We start from the raw sequence: 18606 nt of genomic DNA on the forward strand, positions 1-18606 counted from the left end.
GCCCCAGGACAGGGTAAACTCGAAGCGAGCGCCCACAGTCATGCGTGGGCGATAAATAATAACGATAAGCAGTAGCGGAATGGGTAGTGCTATGGGTCAGGAAATCGAACTCAAACTCAGTATTCGTCCCGACTCGGTGGAGGTGTTCAAGGCGCATCCACTGTTGGATTCGGTTTCGGGACAATCCCACTATTTGGAAAACCAGTATTTCGACACGCCCGATCAGCAACTGACGGCCGCCGGCGCCGCTCTGCGGTTGCGACGCGATGAAGGCCGGTGTGTTCAGACTCTGAAGACACGGGGCTCCAACATCGGCGGTCTCCACCAGCGCGATGAATGGGAATTCGAGCGGCCGGACGGTCGCATCGATCTGTCCGAGCTGCCCGCGTCGGCTTTGCCGGACGGTCTGACGGTCGACCGGCTGCAGCCGCTGTTCGGAACCCATTTCAATCGTCATCGCTGGTTATTGGATTATCAGGGGGCCAGCATCGAAGTGGTGCTGGACGAAGGCCGCATTCTGACCCAGGACACCGAACAGCCAATCAGCGAGGTCGAGCTGGAGCTGAAAACCGGTCAACTGAGCGCCTTGCTCGACTTGTCGTTGCAATTGACCGAAAGGGTCCCGATGGTGCCGTCCGATATGTCCAAGGCTGAACGGGGCTACCGTCTGCTCGACGGCAACGCCTCGGTCGAGGTGCCGCTGCCGGCGATTGTCGCCCAGCAAAGTATGGAAAGTGCCTTCTGCGCGCTGATGGGCTACGAACTGGAACGCCTGCAGCGTCAGTGGGAAGTGTTCTGGATGAGTCAGCAGTGGCGTCACATGCAGGCCATGCTGGTGACGCTGGGTAACTTGCAGACGGAACTGGAATGGTTTGCCGACATTCTGCCGGACGCCCACCTGGAGAAAGTCTCCGCCTGGGTGCTGTGGCTGGACGAGACGATACGCCCGCTGGTTTCCTGGTGGCCGGCCTGTTTCGCGTTAAGCCAGGAAGCCCGCAGCGAGCCCGAGAACATTGCCGTCAGCCTGCAGCAGGCTAAGGCCATTCGCGCGCTGGACGGTATCGAGGCACTGGCGCACAATCCGCGCTTCGGCAATACGCTGATGTCCCTGACGCGCTGGTTGCACCTGCGCGCCTGGCGTCATGACCAGACCGACGATCACCGCCGGGCTTCCGACGAGGCCGTCAGCGACGGGCTCGACCGGTCGCTGTCCTCGGCCTGGCAGGCATTCAAGCCGGACCAGTTCGCCGGCAGCACCAGTCACGCCTTGAGCCAGTTTCCGGCCGTGCATCGGTTGCTGATGCTGTGCCAGTATTTCAACACCCTCTACGGTGCCGAGTTGAATCACTACCGTGAGGAGTTGCAGGCGCTGGAGGACAACCTGTCCAAGCTGTCGGCCATGGACGTGGTCAGCCGATTGCGTGAATGGCTGGATGAGCTGCCCCTGGAACAGCAGGCGTCGGTCTACAGCTGGACGCGCAGCCAGACCGTACTGCTGCGGGACATCAAGCAGTTGGCCGGCCGGCTGTTCGAGTCCCGCGATACCGCGCTGGAGGTGTAAGCTTGGGCGCGGCGACCTTGCTGCCGGGTCGGCTCGACCTGGATTCGGTGCTCCGGGCGCTGGTCGAGGACGGCCGGCTGTCATCCGAACAGAGCGACCGCGCCCGACGCCAGGTCCGCCCCGGTAAGGACCATCCGCTGATTCGCCTGGCCGCGCTGGAACTGCCGGACCAGGCGGACCCCGAACGCAAGCTGACCCTGACCGCACTGACCCAGTGGCTGTCCGAGCACGTCGGTCTGCCGTTCCGCAACATCGATCCGCTGAAGGTGGACGTGACCCGCATCACCGATGTCATGTCCTACGAGTTCGCCCGTCGCTATAACCTCTTGCCGCTCGCTATCGAGGAGACCGTGGTGGAGATCGCCACGTCCGAGCCCTTGCTGAGCGGTTGGGAAGACGCCATCGAGCAGGTGTCGCGACGCAGCATTCGCAAGGTGGTGGCCAATCCCGAGGACATCGAGCGTTTCGCGCTTGAGTTCTACGCGCTGAACCGGTCGGTCAGTGGCGCTACCGGACGCAAGTCCAGCGTCGGCATCGGCAATTTCGAGCAGTTGATCGAGCTGGGTAACCTGCAGAATGTCGAGGCCAACGACGAGCACATCGTCAACATCGTCGACTGGCTGTTCCAGTACGCCTTCGACCAGCGCGCCAGCGACATACACGTCGAGCCGCGCCGCGACTATGCCCATATCCGCTTTCGCATCGACGGCGTCCTGCACCCGGTCTATCAGATGCCGATACAGGTCGGCCAGGCCGTGGTCAGCCGCATCAAGATCCTGGGGCGGATGAACGTCGCCGAAAAACGCAAACCCCAGGACGGGCGGGTGAAAACCAAGGCGCCGAACGGCCAGGAAGTGGAGTTGCGTCTGTCGACCCTGCCGACGGCGTTTGGCGAGAAGCTGGTGATGCGGATCTTCGATCCGGACGTTTTGCTCAAGAGTTTCACCGACCTGGGGTTGCAGGACGAGGACCTGAACAACTGGCGGCAGATGATTCGTCACCCCAACGGCATCATTCTGGTAACCGGTCCGACCGGTTCCGGTAAGACGACGACCCTGTATTCGACGCTGAAGTCTCTGGCGACGCCCGAGGTCAACGTCTGCACCATTGAAGACCCGATCGAGATGGTCGAGCCCGCCTTCAACCAGATGCAGGTGCAGCACAACATCGATCTGAATTTCGCCGACGGTGTTCGCGCCCTGATGCGTCAGGACCCGGACATCATCATGATCGGTGAGATCCGGGATCTGGAAACCGCACAAATGGCCGTTCAGGCGGCCCTGACCGGACACCTGGTGCTGTCGACCGTCCACACCAACGATGCCCCGACCGCCATTACCCGTTTGCTCGATCTGGGCATCCCGTCCTATCTGATCAAGGCCACGGTCCTCGGCGCCATGGCCCAGCGCCTGGTGCGGACCCTGTGCCCGCACTGCAAAGCGAAAACCGAGCCGAACGAGTCGGTCTGGCAGCAACTGGTCCGCCCCTGGACCGCGAGCCAGCCCAAGCACTTCCACAAGCCGGTCGGGTGTCTGGAATGCCGAAATACCGGCTACCTGGGCCGAACCGGTCTGTATGAAAGCTTCCAGATGAGCAACGATCTGGCCTTGCTGGTCACGGACGACTGTGATCCGCAGGTGTTCCGGAAGGAGGCGATCAAGGGCGGGATGTTGAGTCTGCGATTGTCGGGGGCCAGGAAAGTGGCTGCCGGGGTCACCACCCCCGAGGAAGTGTTCCGGGTGACGCCGGAGGCGCGGGGGTAGGGAACGACCCTCTGCCAGTAGGCACTATGGGGCTGGTATTGTAGGGCAGAAGAGCCCGAAGGGCGTTATCTGCCACGGGAAGATGCCCAGCCTCGATTCATTCCATTGCCAGCGGACAAACTGGCAGATAACGCCTTCGGCTCTTCTGCCCTACTTCCAAGGCGTGAGGGTCAAACCTTCACACCCGATACACCGACTTCGTCATCAACTTCGACACCCCGGTCATCAACCGCTTCACCGGCTCGGGGAACGCCTGACCGCCCGCCGCCAATGCGTTGTGCGCATGTCTCTGTTCATCTTCCAGCATCCGCTCCAGAATCGCCCGGCTGCGCGGGTCCCGGTCCTGAATCTGCTCCAGGTGATCGTTCAGGTGCTGGCTGACCTGATCCTCGGTGGCCGCGACGAAGCCGAGCGACCAGCGGTCTCCGGCGAGGCCCGCAACGGCGCCGAGACTGTAGGACGTAAAGTAGAACACCGGGTTGAGCAGGCTGGTTCGGCTGCCCAGTTCATTGAGGCGTTGTTCGCACCAGGCCAGGTGGTCCAGTTCCTCGTCGGCGGCCTGTTCCATGGATTCGCGCACGTCCGGCAGTCGGGCGGTCAATGCCTGGCCCTGGTAAAGCGCCTGGGCGCACACCTCGCCGGTGTGGTTGATGCGCATCAGGCCGGCGATGTGTCGCTGGTCGTCGCTTTCCAGAGACGGCGCTTCCCGATCCCGGCCCGGCGACGGGTGCGCCGCGTGAACGGCGCCCGGTGTCAGAGTCTTCAGGGCGTTGTCCAGATGGGACAGAATCCGGTCAGTAAAAGAAAGATTTCTTAACATGGTGGTGTTCCCGGTTGTTCAGAATATCGGGCATGGCCTGCATCAGCGTTTGTCGCAGAGCCCGGCCCGATACCGGTTTGGTCAGCAGGTACTGAATGTTAAGCCGGGTTTCGTCCAGATCGACATGACCGACGTCAACTCCGGTCAGCATAATGATAACGATATCCCGGTTCAGTGCGTCGTCGGAGCGGATGCGTTCGGCCAGTTCGGTGCCGGTCATGCCGGGCATGTTCTGGTCGAGGACCAGCACATCGATCGGCGAGCCCTTGTGGTATTCGTTGTGCAGGTTGGCCAGCGCCGACTGGCCATTGCTCATGCTGAACACGTCCATGCCCCAGCTCATGCCCAGATGCTCGATCACCTTGCGGCAGGTCAGGTTGTCGTCGACCACCATCAGCCGGATCTGATCCAGGTCCTGGGTCGAATAGTCGTCGACGCCGCCGGTCTCGCTCACTTCTTCAAGCGGCAGGTCGATCCAGAAGGTGGTGCCCATGCGCAGCTCGCTGCTGAACGATAACTGGCCGCCCAGCAAGCCCACCAGAACACGGGTGATCGGCAGGCCCAACCGGACCTCGCGCGGCGACAGGGGCTCTTCCGACGGGGCGGCGGGAAAGTCGAACAAGGTGTTTTTCAGTTCCTTGGGCAGGCCCGGGCCGGTGTCGGTGACGCTGAAACGGACCCGTTGATTGTTCCAGGGCTTCACCTGGATCAGCACTTCGCCACTGTCGGTGTAGTTCAGGGCGTTGTCGAGCAGGTTGCTGATGATCTGGGCGATGATCTGGGCATTGCCCTGATAGCGCGTCGGCAATTCCGGCGCCACGTCCATCACCAGTTCCAGTTGTTTGGCGTGGGCCAGCCGCGAATAGGGCTGGATGGCGTCTTCGAGCAGGTCGTACAGGTCGAATTCGTCCTCGCTGTCCGGCAACCGGTTCAACCCGATGCGAACCAGGTTCTGCAATTGGTCGGCCTGGCGCAACAGCGAGAAGCCGGCTGCCTGGACGGTATTGACGTACTCCTGTTGGTGCGCGGACAGACTGGTGTCCTGCAGCAGTTCGGCCATGCCGAGCACGCCGTTGATGGGGCCGCGCATTTCATGGTTGAGCTTGCGCAGCAACGGCCAGTGCAGACTGGGCAGGTTCAGCCCGTCTACAGCGAGGCGCGAGTCCTTTTGACGAACGAAGCGATACGCCGCCCAACTGACGGCTACCATGGCCACCAGGGAGACAGCATGCAAGATGGCGGCATGGAAGGAGACGCTGCGCATCAGCCCCAGGCTGGCGACGGTGAGGAGCAGATAGAGCAGAACGGTGCCGCCGAAACCGGCCAGCAGCCAGTGATCGTGCGGCGAGCGCTCGCGTTGATAGATCCACAGGCTGCCGGTCAGGAGCAGCAGAATCGGAATCAGCGTCAGCAGGATCGGACTCAGACTGACCGCGAACGGTAACAGGGCTACGGCGCACAATACCCCGAGCGCGCGCAGAATCCAGGTCAGGCTCTCCCGCAGCCAGGCCGGGACCCGGTCTTCCCTGACGTTGACCAGCAGTCCCGCCAGCGCGACAACGGTGAGCAACCCGCCGGCGTTGCGAGCGTGAATGTCGACATAACTCAAGGTGGGCAGCAGAAAGGAGGTCAGGCCGTTCCAGCCGAGATTAAAGGCGATCAGCCCCAGGTTGAACAGGGTGGCCCAGACCAGCGCCATGTGATGATGGCGAACCAGGCAGGTGATCGTCAGGACCAACAGAAGGACCTGCAGCGCCAGCAAGGCGGAATGCACCGCGATTTCCGAAGCCAGCATCAGATTCAGGGAACGGTTGTCCATCAACAGCACGGCGGTATTGAGCGGGTCCAGCGATTGCAGCTTGAGGAACAGCATCTGGGTACCCGGCTGGACGGTGACCGGCAGAACATAGGTACCCAGTGGTTCCGGGCGCTGGTTGAGCGGAATGGCGGCGCCCGATCGCACCTGGCTGTATTGCCCGGATGGCTTCGGGCTGAAGACGTCGATCCGGTGATTGGCGTGGCTGTCCACATAGAAGTAGTAGGTGCGCGCCTGGCCATCCGGATTGGTGACCGGGACACGCAGCCACATGGCGCCATCGAAAAAGCCGTTGCGCAATAGCGGCTTGTGAACCGGGGCGAAGCGGTTGGCCAATCCTTCCTGTTGCAATTGGTACACGGAGAAGGCGTTGTCGGAATCGAACAGGTAGTCGGCGTGAGGCAGCACGTTGCGACGGAATTCATCCTGATTCAACAGGATGGGGGAATCGGCGCAGGCCTGGAAAGTCAGCCAAAGCAGGGCCAGCAGGGGCAGACGTTTGATCATTCCTGTCTCTCTCGGTCATCACCGGTCGGGATTGCCGGGCCGGTGGGTGGTCCTTGTTGGAATTCGTAGTTACAGCCGAGAGAGTATACATCAGGGCGCCGGGGAACAATGGCCCCGACACCCTGTAGCTGGTCAGCGATTGATGGCACGGTGGCCGATATCGGTGCGGAAGTAGACGTCGTTCCAGTCGATCCGCTCAACCGCCTGGTAGGCTCGTTCCTGGGCGGCTTGAATGGAATCGCCCAGAGCCGTGACACACAGCACGCGGCCGCCGTTGGTGACGGTCTCGCCGGAGTCGTCCAGTTTGGTGCCGGCTTCGAAGACTTTGCAGTCGGAGCCGAAGTCCTCATCCAGACCACGGATCACGTCGCCCTTGCGGTAGCTGTTCGGGTAGCCGCCGGCAGCCATGACCACGCCGAGCGCCGGTCGCGGATCCCAATCGGTTTTCAGACCGTCCAGTCGGTCTTCGACGGCCGCCAGGCACAACTCCACCAGATCCGACCGCAGGCGCATCATGATCGGCTGGGTTTCCGGGTCGCCAAAACGGCAGTTGTATTCCAGAACGTTGGGTGTGCCATCCTCGGCGACCATGATGCCGGCGTAGAGAAAGCCGCGATAGCGGTTGCCCTCGGCGTTCATGCCTTTGACGGTCGGGAGGATGACCTCGTCCATGATGCGCCGGTGCAGTTCGTCGGTGACCACCGGTGCCGGCGAATAGGCACCCATTCCGCCGGTATTGGGGCCGGTATCGCCATTGTCGCGCGCTTTATGGTCCTGGGAGGAGGCGAAGGGGACGACGGTTTCGCCGTCGACCATGACGATGAAACTGGCTTCTTCGCCGGTCAGGCATTGTTCGACCACGACACGGGCACCGGCATCGCCGAATTTATTGCCGGAGAGCATGTCTTCGATCGCGGCAATGGCTTCGTTTTCGGTCTGCGCCACGACCACGCCCTTGCCGGCCGCCAGGCCGTCGGCCTTGACCACAATGGGTGCGCCTTTTTCCCGGACATAGGCGCTGGCCTCACCCGGGTCGGTGAAGACGCCGTAAAACGCTGTCGGGATATTGTGGCGGTGCAGGAATTCCTTAGTGAACGCTTTGGACCCTTCGAGCTGGGCCGCGGCCTGGGTCGGGCCGAAAATGGGCAGTCCGCGCTGTTCGAACAGGTCGACCACGCCGGCCACCAGCGGCGCTTCCGGGCCGACAATGGTCAGGCCGACCTGGTGGTCTTCGGCGAAATCGGCCAGGCCTTCCAAGTCGAGCACATCGAGGTTGACGTTTTCGACGCCCGGTTCACGCTCGGTCCCGGCATTGCCCGGAGCCACATAAACGAGGCTGGCTTTGTCGCTCTGGCGGATTTTCCAGGCCAGTGCGTGCTCACGGCCACCATTGCCGATGATCAGAATATTCATGCCGCAACCTCCCTCAGTGCCGGAAATGACGCATGCCGGTGAAGACCATGGCGATGCCATGTTCGTCGGCCGCTTGAATGACTTCGTCGTCGCGCATGCTGCCGCCCGGTTGGATGACCGCTTTCACGCCCATCTCGGCGGCCTGGTCGAGGCCGTCGCGGAACGGGAAAAAGGCGTCGGAGGCCATAACGGAACCGGCGATTTCCAGGCCTTCGTCGGCAGCCTTGATGCCGGCGATCCTGGCGCTGTAGACCCGGCTCATCTGACCGGCGCCGACGCCGACCGTCTGGCCGCTCTTGGCGTAGACGATGGCATTGGACTTGACGAACTTGCACACCGACCAGGCGAACTGCAGATCGGCCAGTTGGGCGTCGGTCGGCGCCGTTTTGGTGACCAGCTTCAGTTCGTCGGCGCGAACCCGGCCGAGATCGCGGTCCTGCACAAGCAGGCCGCCGTTGACCCGTTTGAAGTCGAACCCGGGCACCGGCGCCTGCCACTGGCCGCAGGCCAGCAGGCGGACGTTCTTCTTGGCCGAGATAACCCTGGCCGCCGCTTCGCTGACCTGGGGCGCGATGATGACTTCGACGAACTGACGTTCGACGATGGCCTGTGCAGTCGCTTCGTCCAGTTCGCGGTTGAAGGCGATGATGCCGCCGAACGCCGAGGTCGGATCCGTCTGGAAGGCGCGGTCGTAGGCTTCCTGAATGGTCTGGCCGGTCGCCACGCCGCACGGGTTGGCGTGTTTGACGATGACACAGGCCGGTGCCTCGAAGGCCTTGACGCACTCCAGGGCGGCATCGGTATCGGCGATGTTGTTGTAGCTGAGCGCCTTGCCCTGCAGGCTGACAGCGGTCGCGACACTGGCTTCACGCGGATCGGAATCGACATAGAACGCCGCTTTTTGATGCGGGTTCTCGCCGTAGCGCATGACATCCTTCAGATTCCACTGCTGGTTGAAGGTATGCGGGAAAGCGGTACGTTCTGGCACGCTGTCGGCCGGGGTGTCTTCATCGACGCTGCCCAGATAGTTGGCGATCATGCCGTCGTAGGCGGCGGTGTGTTCGAAGGCGGAGCGGGCCAGACGGAAGCGGGTGGCCTGACTCAGACCGCCGGTCTCGTCCCATTCCTTGAGGACAACATCGTAGTCGCCGCTGTTGACGACGATGGCGACATCCTTGTGGTTCTTGGCGGCGGAACGAACCATGGTCGGCCCGCCGATGTCGATGTTTTCGATGGCGTCGGCCAGTACACAGTCTTCCCGGCTGACGGTCTGTTCGAACGGGTAGAGGTTGACGATCACCAGATCGATGGCGTCGATGCCGTGTTCGGCCATGACGTCATCGTCGGTGCCGCGCCGACCCAGGATGCCGCCGTGGACTTTGGGGTGCAGCGTCTTGACGCGACCGTCCATCATTTCCGGGAACCCGGTGTAACTGGAGACTTCGGTGACCGGAATGCCGGCTTCGGTGATCAGGCGGTAGGTGCCGCCGGTGGAGAGCAGTTCGACGCCACGCTCATTGAGGGCGCGGGCGAAGTCGACGATGCCGGTTTTGTCGGAAACACTGATCAGGGCGCGTTGCGGGGTCTTGGTCATGCTGTCCTCAAGCGAATCTAGGGGAAGCCACGGTGGGCGGCGTCAAAGGAAAATGGTTCGTTCGGTCAAACTTTTCAGGGTCCCAAAAACGCGAAAGGCGACCCTTTGGTCGCCTCTCGTGTTGCTCAGAGCAGGCCGTACTGCTTGAGCTTCTTGCGCAGCGTGCCCCGGTTGAGGCCGAGGACCTGGCTGGCCTTGGTCTGGTTATCCCGGCTGAAGCGCATCACCGCTTCGAGCATGGGGGCTTCCACCTCGCTCAGCACCATCTGGTAGACGTTGGCGACTTCCTGCCCCTCGAGGTGGGCGAAGTAGTTCCGCATGGCGATCTCGACGCTGTCGCGCAGGGTCTGGGGATGCTCGGATGACGATGACGACGGGACCTGCAGGGATTCGTGCGGGTCGTGCTTGGGGTATTCCTGGGCAACGGTATCGATGGTCATGCTGCTTGATCCTTTAACGATGTCAAACGTTGAAAAAGTGTGTCGAGAGCCTGGAGCTGGCTTTCCGCCGTCTCCAGTGTGTTAAAAGCTTTCAGGGTGGCCCGGTCTACGTCGTGTGCCTTCAGGTACCAGCCCACATGCTTGCGCGCGATGCGCAGGCCCATGTATTCCCCGTAAAACCGATGCAGGGCCTGAAGATGCTGACCGAGCGTTGACTTGACCTCGGCCAGTCTGGGTTCGGCCAGTAGGGTCCCGTCCGCCAGGTACCGGTTGATCGCCTGGAAAATCCAGGGGTTGCCCTGGGCCGCACGACCGATCATGACGCCATCGGCATCGGTGTACGCCAGGACCCGGGCCGCCTGTTCCGGACTGTCGATGTCGCCATTGGCCAGCACCGGGATTCCGACGGCCTGTTTGACCGCGGCGATGGTGTCGTACTCGGCCTCGCCCTTGTAGGCGTCGGCGCGGGTGCGACCGTGCACGGCCAACGCCTGAATGCCGATGTCCTCGGCCATGCGCGCAATGCGCACGGCGTTCTTGTGCTCGGGCGACCAACCGGTGCGAATCTTCAGGGTCACCGGAACGGTCACAGCGCCGACCACGGCTTCCAGAATTTCCCGCACCAGCGGTTCGTCGCGCATCAGTGCGGAGCCGGCGGCCTTGTTGCAGACTTTCTTGGCCGGGCACCCCATGTTGATGTCGATGATCTGGGCGCCGTTGTCGACGTTGGCCCGAGCCGCCCCGGCCATCATGTCGGCGTCGCCACCGGCGATCTGCACACTGATCGGCCCGGCTTCGCCCCGGTGATCGAGCCGCCATTTGGACTTGTTGCTGTTCCACAGGCGGGTGTCGCTGGTCACCATCTCGGACACGACCAGACCGGCGCCAAGCTGCCGGCACAGGGTTCGAAACGGGCGGTCGGTCACACCGGCCATAGGGGCCAGGACCGTGGGCTGCTCGATGCTGTAAGGGCCGATGGTGAACACGGGTATCGGTTAAAAATTGCTCAGATCAGGGGCGGGGAATGATACTGGCTCTCGGGGTGAGATTAAAGATTGACATTTATCTTTCTTTGTCGATTGTTTGATCAGGTTTTTGGGGGCGTATAACTGCGCCAACTTTGGCTCAAGTTTCGGAGTTCGGTTCGGCAGGGAAGCGGTGGTCCGCGTCGGCTACCGGGAATGCCCCTGTGGGGTCGGCGTGAATCCATCCATGGAGCCTAGACCGCAGCATCCCTGCTGCGGACTTCCCCACAGGGGCATCCCCGGCATCCGCCGCTTGTCTCCGTGGCGAACACCGAAACTTGAGCTTTAAGCCGGTGCCATCACCAACTGGTAGTTCACCGCTCGCTGGCCGGGATCCCGGATCGGGATGGATACGTACACCCGGGTGTTCATCGGCATCAGGGTGCTGCCGGTCAGCTCACCGCGCAGGTAGTCTTCGGGGCGGAAGGCCTGGTCGGCGACCAACTCGCCGTTGACGTCGGTGTATTGGATGATCAATACCGGGAACGGCTGTTTGAAGGGCGCGCGGTTGGTGAGGACGGCGTCGACGAGTTTGACGTTGTCCAGCACCTTGTGGTCGCGCACAAGGACGTTGGATGTCCGGATGCGGGATAGGTCTTCCTGCGCAGGCAGCGTGCAGCCGAGGACGTTACAGGCGCTCTGGTAGAGTCCGCGCCACTGGTCCATCTTGGCGTAGGTGTCGCGCTGCATCCAGGCGAACTGGGCGGCGAGGGTGACCAGTAGCACCAGGATGGCGACCCCGCCGAGCCAGCGCCAGCGAGCGAATCGGCCCTCGGCGTTGAAGTCGAGATCGATTTCGTGATTGATCTGGCGGACCAGTTGCGACGCCTTGCTGCCCGATGACCCCGAGGACTTCGGCTCCGGTACGGCGAACGATTCAAGCTCCGGTTCGGGGTCGGGTTCCGGCTCCCGCTTGGGCTGGCCCTTTCTCCGGTGATCCGGGGCCGGTTCCCGGGCTTCGAACTTGGGTGCGCTTTTCTGCTGTTGTTTCTCCTCGCGTTCCAGCTCTTCCAGAATCGACTCGGCCCAGCTCTCGTCCGTGCTGTCGTCCTCCTCGAACGCCTCGCCCTCGAATTCGGACGTTTCCCGCTGAAAGGGATTGGCCTGCTCCGTGGTGGAAGTCTGCTGACTGCCCAGATTCAGAAAGTGGTCGCTGAACTCACCGAGTTCTTCTTCGTCATGACCGTCCTCGAACAGATCATCGTCGTCCTTGTCCTCGAAAATGAATTCTTCTTCCTCGTCCGGACCATCGTCGAACAGGAAATCGGCATCGTCGTCGTCATCGGCGGCGAAACCGGATTTTGTCGAGGGGGGCTCGACCGGCGGCGCGGGACGTGTCTTGGCTTTCGGGGTCGCCGGTTTGGGTGCGGCCGGTTGAGCCGGCTTTTTGGCGGCCTGCTTGGCGGCGGGTTGCGCGCCCGGCTTGCTGGAAACGATGTGATTGCGCGCACTGAACACCTGCAGACAGGCGCCACAGCGCACCGAGCCATTGGCGATGGCCAGGTGCTCTTCTTTAACGCGAAAAGAGGTTCCGCAGTGCGGGCATTGAGTAATAAAGGTTTCGGCCATGGTCAACTGAGTCCGGGCATCCATGCGTCAATAACAGAGGTTCCGCCGCATTCGGCGTAACCGCCAAGTGTAAGAAAGCTTGCGCAACAGCACAACTAACGGGTTCTCACCCCGTTTAATCGCACCCAGCCATCTTGCTCGGCTTGGGGGTCGAATTCGATCCAGGGGGTGTACGCTTTGCGCACCGCCTCGGCCTGATGGGCCAGAATTCCCGACAATGCCAACTTGCCGCCAGGCCTGGTTCGCAGGCAGATCGACTCGGCCAGGTCGCACAGAGGGCCGGCCAGAATATTGGCCACGACCACATCGTACTGCGGCTCCAAATCGCGGTCGTCCAGCATGACCCGGAAACAATCTTCATCGATACCGTTGTTGCGGGCATTGGCCCGTGTGGCGTCCAGCGCCTGCGGATCGATATCCAGGCCGTCCATTCGGTTCGCTCCGAGTAGCAGCGCCGCCAGCCCCAGAATGCCTGAGCCACAGCCGTAGTCCAGTACAGAATCGCCGGAGACGGTTTCCCGGTCGAGCCATTCCAGGCACAAAAACGTCGTCGGATGCGTCCCCGTGCCGAATGCCAGACCCGGGTCCAGCCGTAAATTGATGGCTTGCGAGTCCGGCGGTTCGATCCAGGACGGGCATATCCACAGGCGTGGCCCACACTGGATGGGCTTGAAATTGTCCATCCAGGCCCGCTCCCAATCCTTGTCCTCCAGAATCTCGGTCACCATCGGCCCCTGAGGCTCAATGCCCTCGGCGGCCATGAACTCGCCAAGCGTTGCCTTCAGTTCCTCGGCATCGAGTTCATGGTCGAATAACCCCTGAATGGTAGTGTGCTGCCACAGCGGCGTGGTCCCCCGGATCGGCTCGAACACCGGCTTGTCCTCGGTGTCGACCAGGGTGACGGCCTGACACCCGGCCAGTAATAGGGCATCTTCAAGGGTGTCGGTGTGTTCCGGCAGGGTGGGAATTCGAATCTGTAGCCAGGGCATGCTTGAGTATCCAGTCGTTCGGTGCGGTGGTTGGGTTTTGGGCGGAGGTTAAACCAGTTGGGTGCCGGTGTCTTGTTGGAGTGGTTTGTTTTTTGTTTCGTGCTTGGGTCCGGTCTGGAGCTAGGGGTATACCTACTCCGGGTCGCCGTGAATACATCCATGTAGGCTAGACCGCAGCATCCATGCTGCGGACTCCCCTGCGTAGGTATACCCCTACCTCCAGACCTCGCATCCGTGGTGCTCGTATCACTAACCTGGGCTTAATTTCTGTAATTTCTTCTGACTGAATATTTATTAAAGCGCCTGTGGTGGTAGGTCGATGGTGGGCAGTGCCCACCCTACGTTCAATTACTAAATGAGCTGAGATGGAGGTGGCTACCAGGAACCGATGGATATCAATCAACTAAAAGGTTCTAGGGAAAAGATTGAGTATTTAACCACGGATTCGAGCGATTGGTGGTGGGGGTAGGGGTGTCGAGGGATGTCGGCAGCAAGGCGGTCCGACGCTTCGGTGCTGCCGCCAAGCCTACATGGATGTATTCACGGCGACCCTCGAGGCCCCTACCCCCACCACCAAGCGCGGACCATGGGCAATTTACCCGGCCTTGCCACTATTGTTCCTCGGCCAGTTTGTGTTCGAGGTAGTGGATGTTGACGCCGCCGCGTTTGAAGCCCTCGTCGTTGACCAGGTCCATGTGCAGTGGTGTGTTGGTCTTGATGCCGCTGACCACCAGTTCGTCCAGGGCCGACTTCATTCGGGCCAGGGCCTCCTCGCGGGAATCGCCGTAGGTAATCAGTTTGCCGATCATTGAATCGTAGAACGGCGGGATCGAATAGCCCGCATAGATGTGGGAATCCCAGCGGACACCCAGGCCGCCCGGCGAGTGGAACTGGGTAATCTTGCCCGGACTGGGCATAAAGGTCCGCGGGTCCTCGGCGTTGATCCGGGCCTCGAAAGCGTGGCCTTTGAAAATGATCTCATCCTGGGTGTAGGACAATGGCTCACCCGAGGCGATCAGCAATTGCTGCTTGATGATGTCCACGCCGGTTATCATCTCCGATACCGGATGCTCCACTTGAACCCGGGTGTTCATCTCGATGAAATAGAAATGACCGTCCTCGTACAGGAATTCGAAGGTACCGGCACCGCGGTAGCCGAGCTCCTTGCACGCATCGATACAGGCCTGAAGTACCCGTTCATTGGCCTCTTGGTCGATGTGCGGGGCCGGGGCTTCCTCGAGTACCTTCTGGTGGCGGCGTTGCAGCGAGCAGTCCCGGGTGCCGAGGTGAATGGCATTGCCGTGGGTATCGGCCAGCACCTGTATCTCCACGTGACGCGGATTCTGCAGGAACTTTTCCATGTAGACGGTACCGTCGCCGAAGGCCGAGGCCGCTTCGGACTTGGTCACCTGAATGGCGCCGAGCAGGTTTTTTTCCTCGTGCACGACGCGCATACCGCGTCCGCCACCGCCAGCGGCTGCCTTGATAATCACCGGAAGACCGATACGCCGGGCAATGCCGAGACAGGTTTCCGGGTCGTCCGGCAGCGGGCCGTCGGAGCCGGGGACGGTCGGAACATCGGCTTTTTTCATCGCTTCGATGGCCGAGACCTTGTCGCCCATCAAGCGGATGACGTGAGCGGGAGGGCCGATGAAGGCGAAACCGGATTTCTCGACCTGTTCGCAGAAATCCGCGCGTTCGGCGAGGAAACCATAACCGGGGTGGATGCCGTCAGCATTGGTTACTTCGGCGGCGGCGATGATGGCCGGGATATTCAGATAGCTTCCGGCGGAAGCGTTGGGGCCGATACAGACGGATTCGTCCGCGAGTTTGACGTGTTTGAGATCCCGGTCGACGACCGAGTGGACCGCGACGGTCTGAATGCCCATCTCCTTGCAAGCCCGGAGGATGCGCAAGGCGATTTCGCCGCGGTTGGCAATCAGGACTTTTTTCAGCATGACGGGCCTCGTTAGCTGATGGTGATCAGCGGCTGATCGAATTCGACCGGCTGACCGTTTTCGACCAGGATGGCTTCCACGGTACCGCTCTTGTCCGCCTCGATCTGGTTCATCATCTTCATGGCTTCAACGATGCAGACAGTGTCGCCCTTGTTCACTTGTTGGCCGACTTCAACAAAGGACGGACTGGTCGGGCTGGGGGCGCGGTAGAAGGTGCCGACCATGGGCGAGCGAATCGCGTGACCGGACGGTTCCGGATCGGCTTCGGGCGCTGAAGCGGCGGCCGGGGCGGGCGCGGCTTCCGGTTGAGGAGCGGGCTGGGCCGCATAGTGAACCGGCGCCGCCGGTGCACTCAGCGAGCGGGAAGTGCGGCTGATGCGGATGGCTTCCTCGCCTTCGGTAATCTCGATTTCATCGATGCCGGATTCTTCCAGCAGCTCGATCAGTTTCTTGACCTTGCGTATGTCCATGGTGGTGTCCTCTAGCGCGAAAGATGGTGATGGGCGGCCTGCAGGGCCAGATCGTAACTGTGCCGGCCGAAACCGGCGATCACACCGACGGCGAGGTCGGCGAGATAGGAATGTTGCCGGAACGACTCCCGGGCATGTACGTTGGACAGATGCAGTTCGATGAAGGGCTTGGCGACCCCGGCCAGGGCATCACGCAATGCGACACTGGTGTGGGTAAAGGCTCCGGGGTTGATCAGGATGAAGTCGGTACCGTCAGGGGCCGTGTCGTGAATGCGATCGATCAACACACCTTCGTGGTTGCTTTGCAGGCAATCAAGCTCGTGTTTCAGCTTGGTGGCGGCTTCGGTCAGGTGTTGTTCGATATCGGCCAGGGTGGTGTTCCCATAGACCTCGGGCTCGCGCGTGCCGAGCAGGTTGAGATTGGGTCCGTTCAGTAACAGGAGTTTCGCCATGCCGATGTCCGAGTCAGGTGATCAATATCCGGTAATATGCACGGAAATGTAGACGATAGTGGTGTTAAATGCGTCGAACAACTGGAAGGGCGAATTTTAGTTGTGAATTTTATTCAATAAGCTTCGCGATTTATTGCGATTTAAGCGGGATCCGATCCTGTCGGCCGACCCGTGTTTTAAGGCTTCTCCACGAATATGACTGATGTCCCTTGGTTTCGAACGGTCGTATGACTAAGCTGAGTGGGAATTTTGCAGGGAGTAAACAACATGTTGCGTGAACGTCTGTCCGGCCTGGGTCGGGTATTGAGGCGTCTGGTGCCGGGGCGCCGGGGCGGCAAATGGGCGGGCGCCGCCGTCCTGGTTGTGTTCGTGGTGTTGGTATTGATCGGTTGGTATTGGAGTAACGAACCGGAGGAACTGGATGTTGTCGCCATGGCCGAGCAGCATGCCAGCGAGAACAACCGTGAGCTGGTGGTGGGGTATGCAACCACCTTCACGCTGATGGAATTGACTCGAACCCTGCTGGAAAAACCCGGGGGCTACCTGTCCAACGACGTCACACCGCCTTCGCTGTGGCTGGACAACATGCCCAGTTGGGAGTTCGGGGTGATCATCCAGATGCGTGACCTGAGCCGGGCGATGCGGCGCGATATGAGTCGCTCCCAGTCCCAGTCGACCGAGGATCCTGACTTGTCGCGGGCCGAACCCTTGTTCCATTTCGATCACGCCAGTTGGATGTTGCCCTCCACCGAAGGCGAGTATCGGCGAGGGGCCGAGTACGTGGAATCCTATTTGTTGCGGTTGTCCGATCCGCAAAACACCCGGGCGCAGTTTTACGCCCGCGCGGACAACCTGAATCGCTGGCTCGGTGATGTGGAAACCCGTCTGGGCTCCCTGTCGCAGCGTCTCAGCGCCTCGGTGACCGAGCAACGGCTCAATCTCGACCGGCCCGCCGACCAGTCGACTCCGTCGGGCATCGAGCAGCAGGTGAAGACACCGCGTCTGCAGGTCGACAACGTCTTTTACGAAGCGCGGGGCGCGTCCTGGGCGCTGTTGCACATCCTGAAGGCGATCGAATCCGATTTCGGCGCCATTCTGGACAACAAGAACGCCCGGGTAAGCCTGCAGCAGATCATTCGGGAGTTGGAGGCGACGCAGCGGACCCTGTGGTCACCCATTGTGCTCAATGGCAGTGGTTTTGGTGTGTTGGCCAATCACTCCCTGGTGATGGCGAATTATATTTCGCGGGCCAATGCGGCACTGATCGACCTGCGGGAGTTGCTGGCGACCGGTTGAGGGTACGGGCAGTATCGTTGGATTACGCGCTTGCGCGCTAATCCAACCTACCTGTGATGCAGCTCATGGTGGATTAAGTTGCGTAGGTTGGATTAGCGCGAGAGCGCGTAATCCAACAACTTATAGAAGCCCGGCCACTATCCATCGTCCACTCATAAAAAGCCCGGCTCACATGGCCGGGCTTTTCGCATTCGAGCAAGCCGTATTACTGGTTGTCATACGCCTTCACCGACTCTTCGATGATCGCCTTGGCACGGGCCGCATTGTCCCAGCCATCGACCTTGACCCACTTGCCTTTCTCCAGATCCTTGTAATTCTCGAAGAAGTGCTTGATCTGCTCCAGCAACAGCGGCGGCAGGTCGGTGACTTCCTGCACGTCGTCGTACAGAGCGGTCAATTTGCTGTGCGGGACGGCGACGACCTTGGCATCGGAACCGGCTTCGTCGGTCATTTCCAGTACGCCGACCGGACGGGCACGAATAACGGAGCCCGGAACCACCGGATACGGTGTGACGACCAGAACGTCCACGGCGTCGCCGTCGTCGGCCAGAGTATTCGGGATGTAGCCGTAGTTGGCCGGGTAGAACATGGGGGTGGCCATGAACCGGTCGACCATCAGGGCGTCGTAGTCTTTCTCGATCTCGTACTTGATCGGGCTGGCGTTGGCCGGGATTTCAATGGCAACGAAGACGTCGTTCGGGACGTCCTTGCCGGCTGGGATCTGGGAGTAGCTCATCGATGGGCCTCACTTAAGTCGAGTTTCATGTCGGCCGGGACGGGCCCGGCCAGCGTATTCAAGGGTCGGTCATTATACGGACTGACCGGGTGCAATGCAGCTAGGAGGCTGTCCGAAAACAGTCCCTCTCCCAAAGGGAGAGGGAGCTGGTGCTTGGCATGGCAGCAAGCCCCTGCGGCGGGAGTAGCCCTCCCGGG

General features: G+C 61.2%; 15 protein-coding genes. 3 read left to right on the top strand and 12 right to left on the bottom strand.

Annotated elements, in window-relative coordinates; all coding sequences use genetic code 11:
• Positions 1–91 precede the first annotated feature (91 nt).
• Complete coding sequence (locus tag IE111_RS05950; protein ID WP_189607572.1) at positions 92–1561, top strand: CYTH domain-containing protein; 1470 nt, start codon at positions 92–94, stop codon at positions 1559–1561.
• Positions 1562–1563: 2 nt separating this feature from the next.
• The gene (gene tfpB / locus IE111_RS05955) at positions 1564–3324 is read left to right on the top strand and encodes a type IV pilus assembly ATPase TfpB (RefSeq protein WP_189607573.1); all 1761 of its coding nucleotides are present in this window, start codon (positions 1564–1566) and stop codon (positions 3322–3324) included.
• Positions 3325–3502: 178 nt separating this feature from the next.
• Here the strand turns inward: tfpB and coq7 are convergent, their stop codons facing one another.
• The 11 genes from coq7 to aroQ all read right to left on the bottom strand — a co-directional run bounded on the left by coq7 (position 3503) and on the right by aroQ (position 16377).
• Positions 3503–4144: a 2-polyprenyl-3-methyl-6-methoxy-1,4-benzoquinone monooxygenase gene (gene coq7, locus IE111_RS05960; protein ID WP_189607574.1), complete on the bottom strand. Its 642-nt coding sequence runs from the start codon at positions 4142–4144 to the stop codon at positions 3503–3505.
• Positions 4119–6467, bottom strand: a complete 2349-nt coding sequence (locus tag IE111_RS05965) for a hybrid sensor histidine kinase/response regulator (protein ID WP_189607575.1) — start codon at positions 6465–6467, stop codon at positions 4119–4121. The genes coq7 and IE111_RS05965 overlap by 26 nt, the downstream gene beginning before the upstream one ends.
• Before the next feature lie 132 nt (positions 6468–6599).
• Complete coding sequence (purD, locus tag IE111_RS05970; RefSeq protein ID WP_189607576.1) at positions 6600–7880, bottom strand: phosphoribosylamine--glycine ligase; 1281 nt, start codon at positions 7878–7880, stop codon at positions 6600–6602.
• A gap of 13 nt (positions 7881–7893) precedes the next feature.
• Positions 7894–9474 (bottom strand): bifunctional phosphoribosylaminoimidazolecarboxamide formyltransferase/IMP cyclohydrolase, encoded by a 1581-nt coding sequence (gene purH / locus IE111_RS05975; RefSeq protein ID WP_189607577.1) that lies wholly within the window; start codon positions 9472–9474, stop codon positions 7894–7896.
• Positions 9475–9599: 125 nt separating this feature from the next.
• Positions 9600–9914 (bottom strand): DNA-binding transcriptional regulator Fis, encoded by a 315-nt coding sequence (gene fis, locus IE111_RS05980; RefSeq protein ID WP_189607578.1) that lies wholly within the window; start codon positions 9912–9914, stop codon positions 9600–9602.
• Positions 9911–10900: a tRNA dihydrouridine synthase DusB gene (dusB, locus tag IE111_RS05985; RefSeq protein ID WP_189607579.1), complete on the bottom strand. Its 990-nt coding sequence runs from the start codon at positions 10898–10900 to the stop codon at positions 9911–9913. Before dusB ends, fis begins: the two co-directional genes overlap by 4 nt.
• Positions 10901–11224: 324 nt before the next feature.
• Complete coding sequence (locus IE111_RS05990) at positions 11225–12508, bottom strand: DUF3426 domain-containing protein (protein ID WP_189607580.1); 1284 nt, start codon at positions 12506–12508, stop codon at positions 11225–11227.
• Between the two features lie 95 nt (positions 12509–12603).
• Complete coding sequence (gene prmA, locus IE111_RS05995) at positions 12604–13497, bottom strand: 50S ribosomal protein L11 methyltransferase (RefSeq protein ID WP_189607581.1); 894 nt, start codon at positions 13495–13497, stop codon at positions 12604–12606.
• Positions 13498–14108: 611 nt separating this feature from the next.
• On the bottom strand, positions 14109–15455 hold the full coding sequence (gene accC, locus IE111_RS06000) for an acetyl-CoA carboxylase biotin carboxylase subunit (protein WP_189607582.1): 1347 nt from the start codon (positions 15453–15455) through the stop codon (positions 14109–14111).
• A gap of 11 nt (positions 15456–15466) precedes the next feature.
• Positions 15467–15925 carry an acetyl-CoA carboxylase biotin carboxyl carrier protein gene (gene accB, locus IE111_RS06005; RefSeq protein ID WP_189607583.1) on the bottom strand — a complete coding sequence of 153 codons (459 nt, stop codon included), beginning with the start codon at positions 15923–15925 and terminating at the stop codon, positions 15467–15469.
• An 11-nt stretch (positions 15926–15936) separates the two neighbouring features.
• Entirely contained in the window at positions 15937–16377 is a 441-nt protein-coding gene (gene aroQ, locus IE111_RS06010; RefSeq protein ID WP_189607584.1) for a type II 3-dehydroquinate dehydratase, read from the bottom strand.
• A gap of 267 nt (positions 16378–16644) precedes the next feature.
• On the opposite strand from aroQ, the gene IE111_RS06015 reads away from it, so the two are divergent.
• Positions 16645–17673: a DUF2333 family protein gene (locus IE111_RS06015; protein ID WP_189607585.1), complete on the top strand. Its 1029-nt coding sequence runs from the start codon at positions 16645–16647 to the stop codon at positions 17671–17673.
• 205 nt (positions 17674–17878) lie between these two features.
• Here IE111_RS06015 and ppa read toward each other — a convergent pair whose 3' ends face one another.
• Positions 17879–18409, bottom strand: coding sequence for an inorganic diphosphatase (gene ppa / locus IE111_RS06020; protein ID WP_189607586.1), 531 nt, complete (start codon positions 18407–18409; stop codon positions 17879–17881).
• Between the last annotated feature and the right edge of the window lie 197 nt (positions 18410–18606).

This window comes from Saccharospirillum salsuginis, assembly GCF_014651855.1.
GTDB classification, from domain to species: domain Bacteria; phylum Pseudomonadota; class Gammaproteobacteria; order Pseudomonadales; family Natronospirillaceae; genus Saccharospirillum; species Saccharospirillum salsuginis.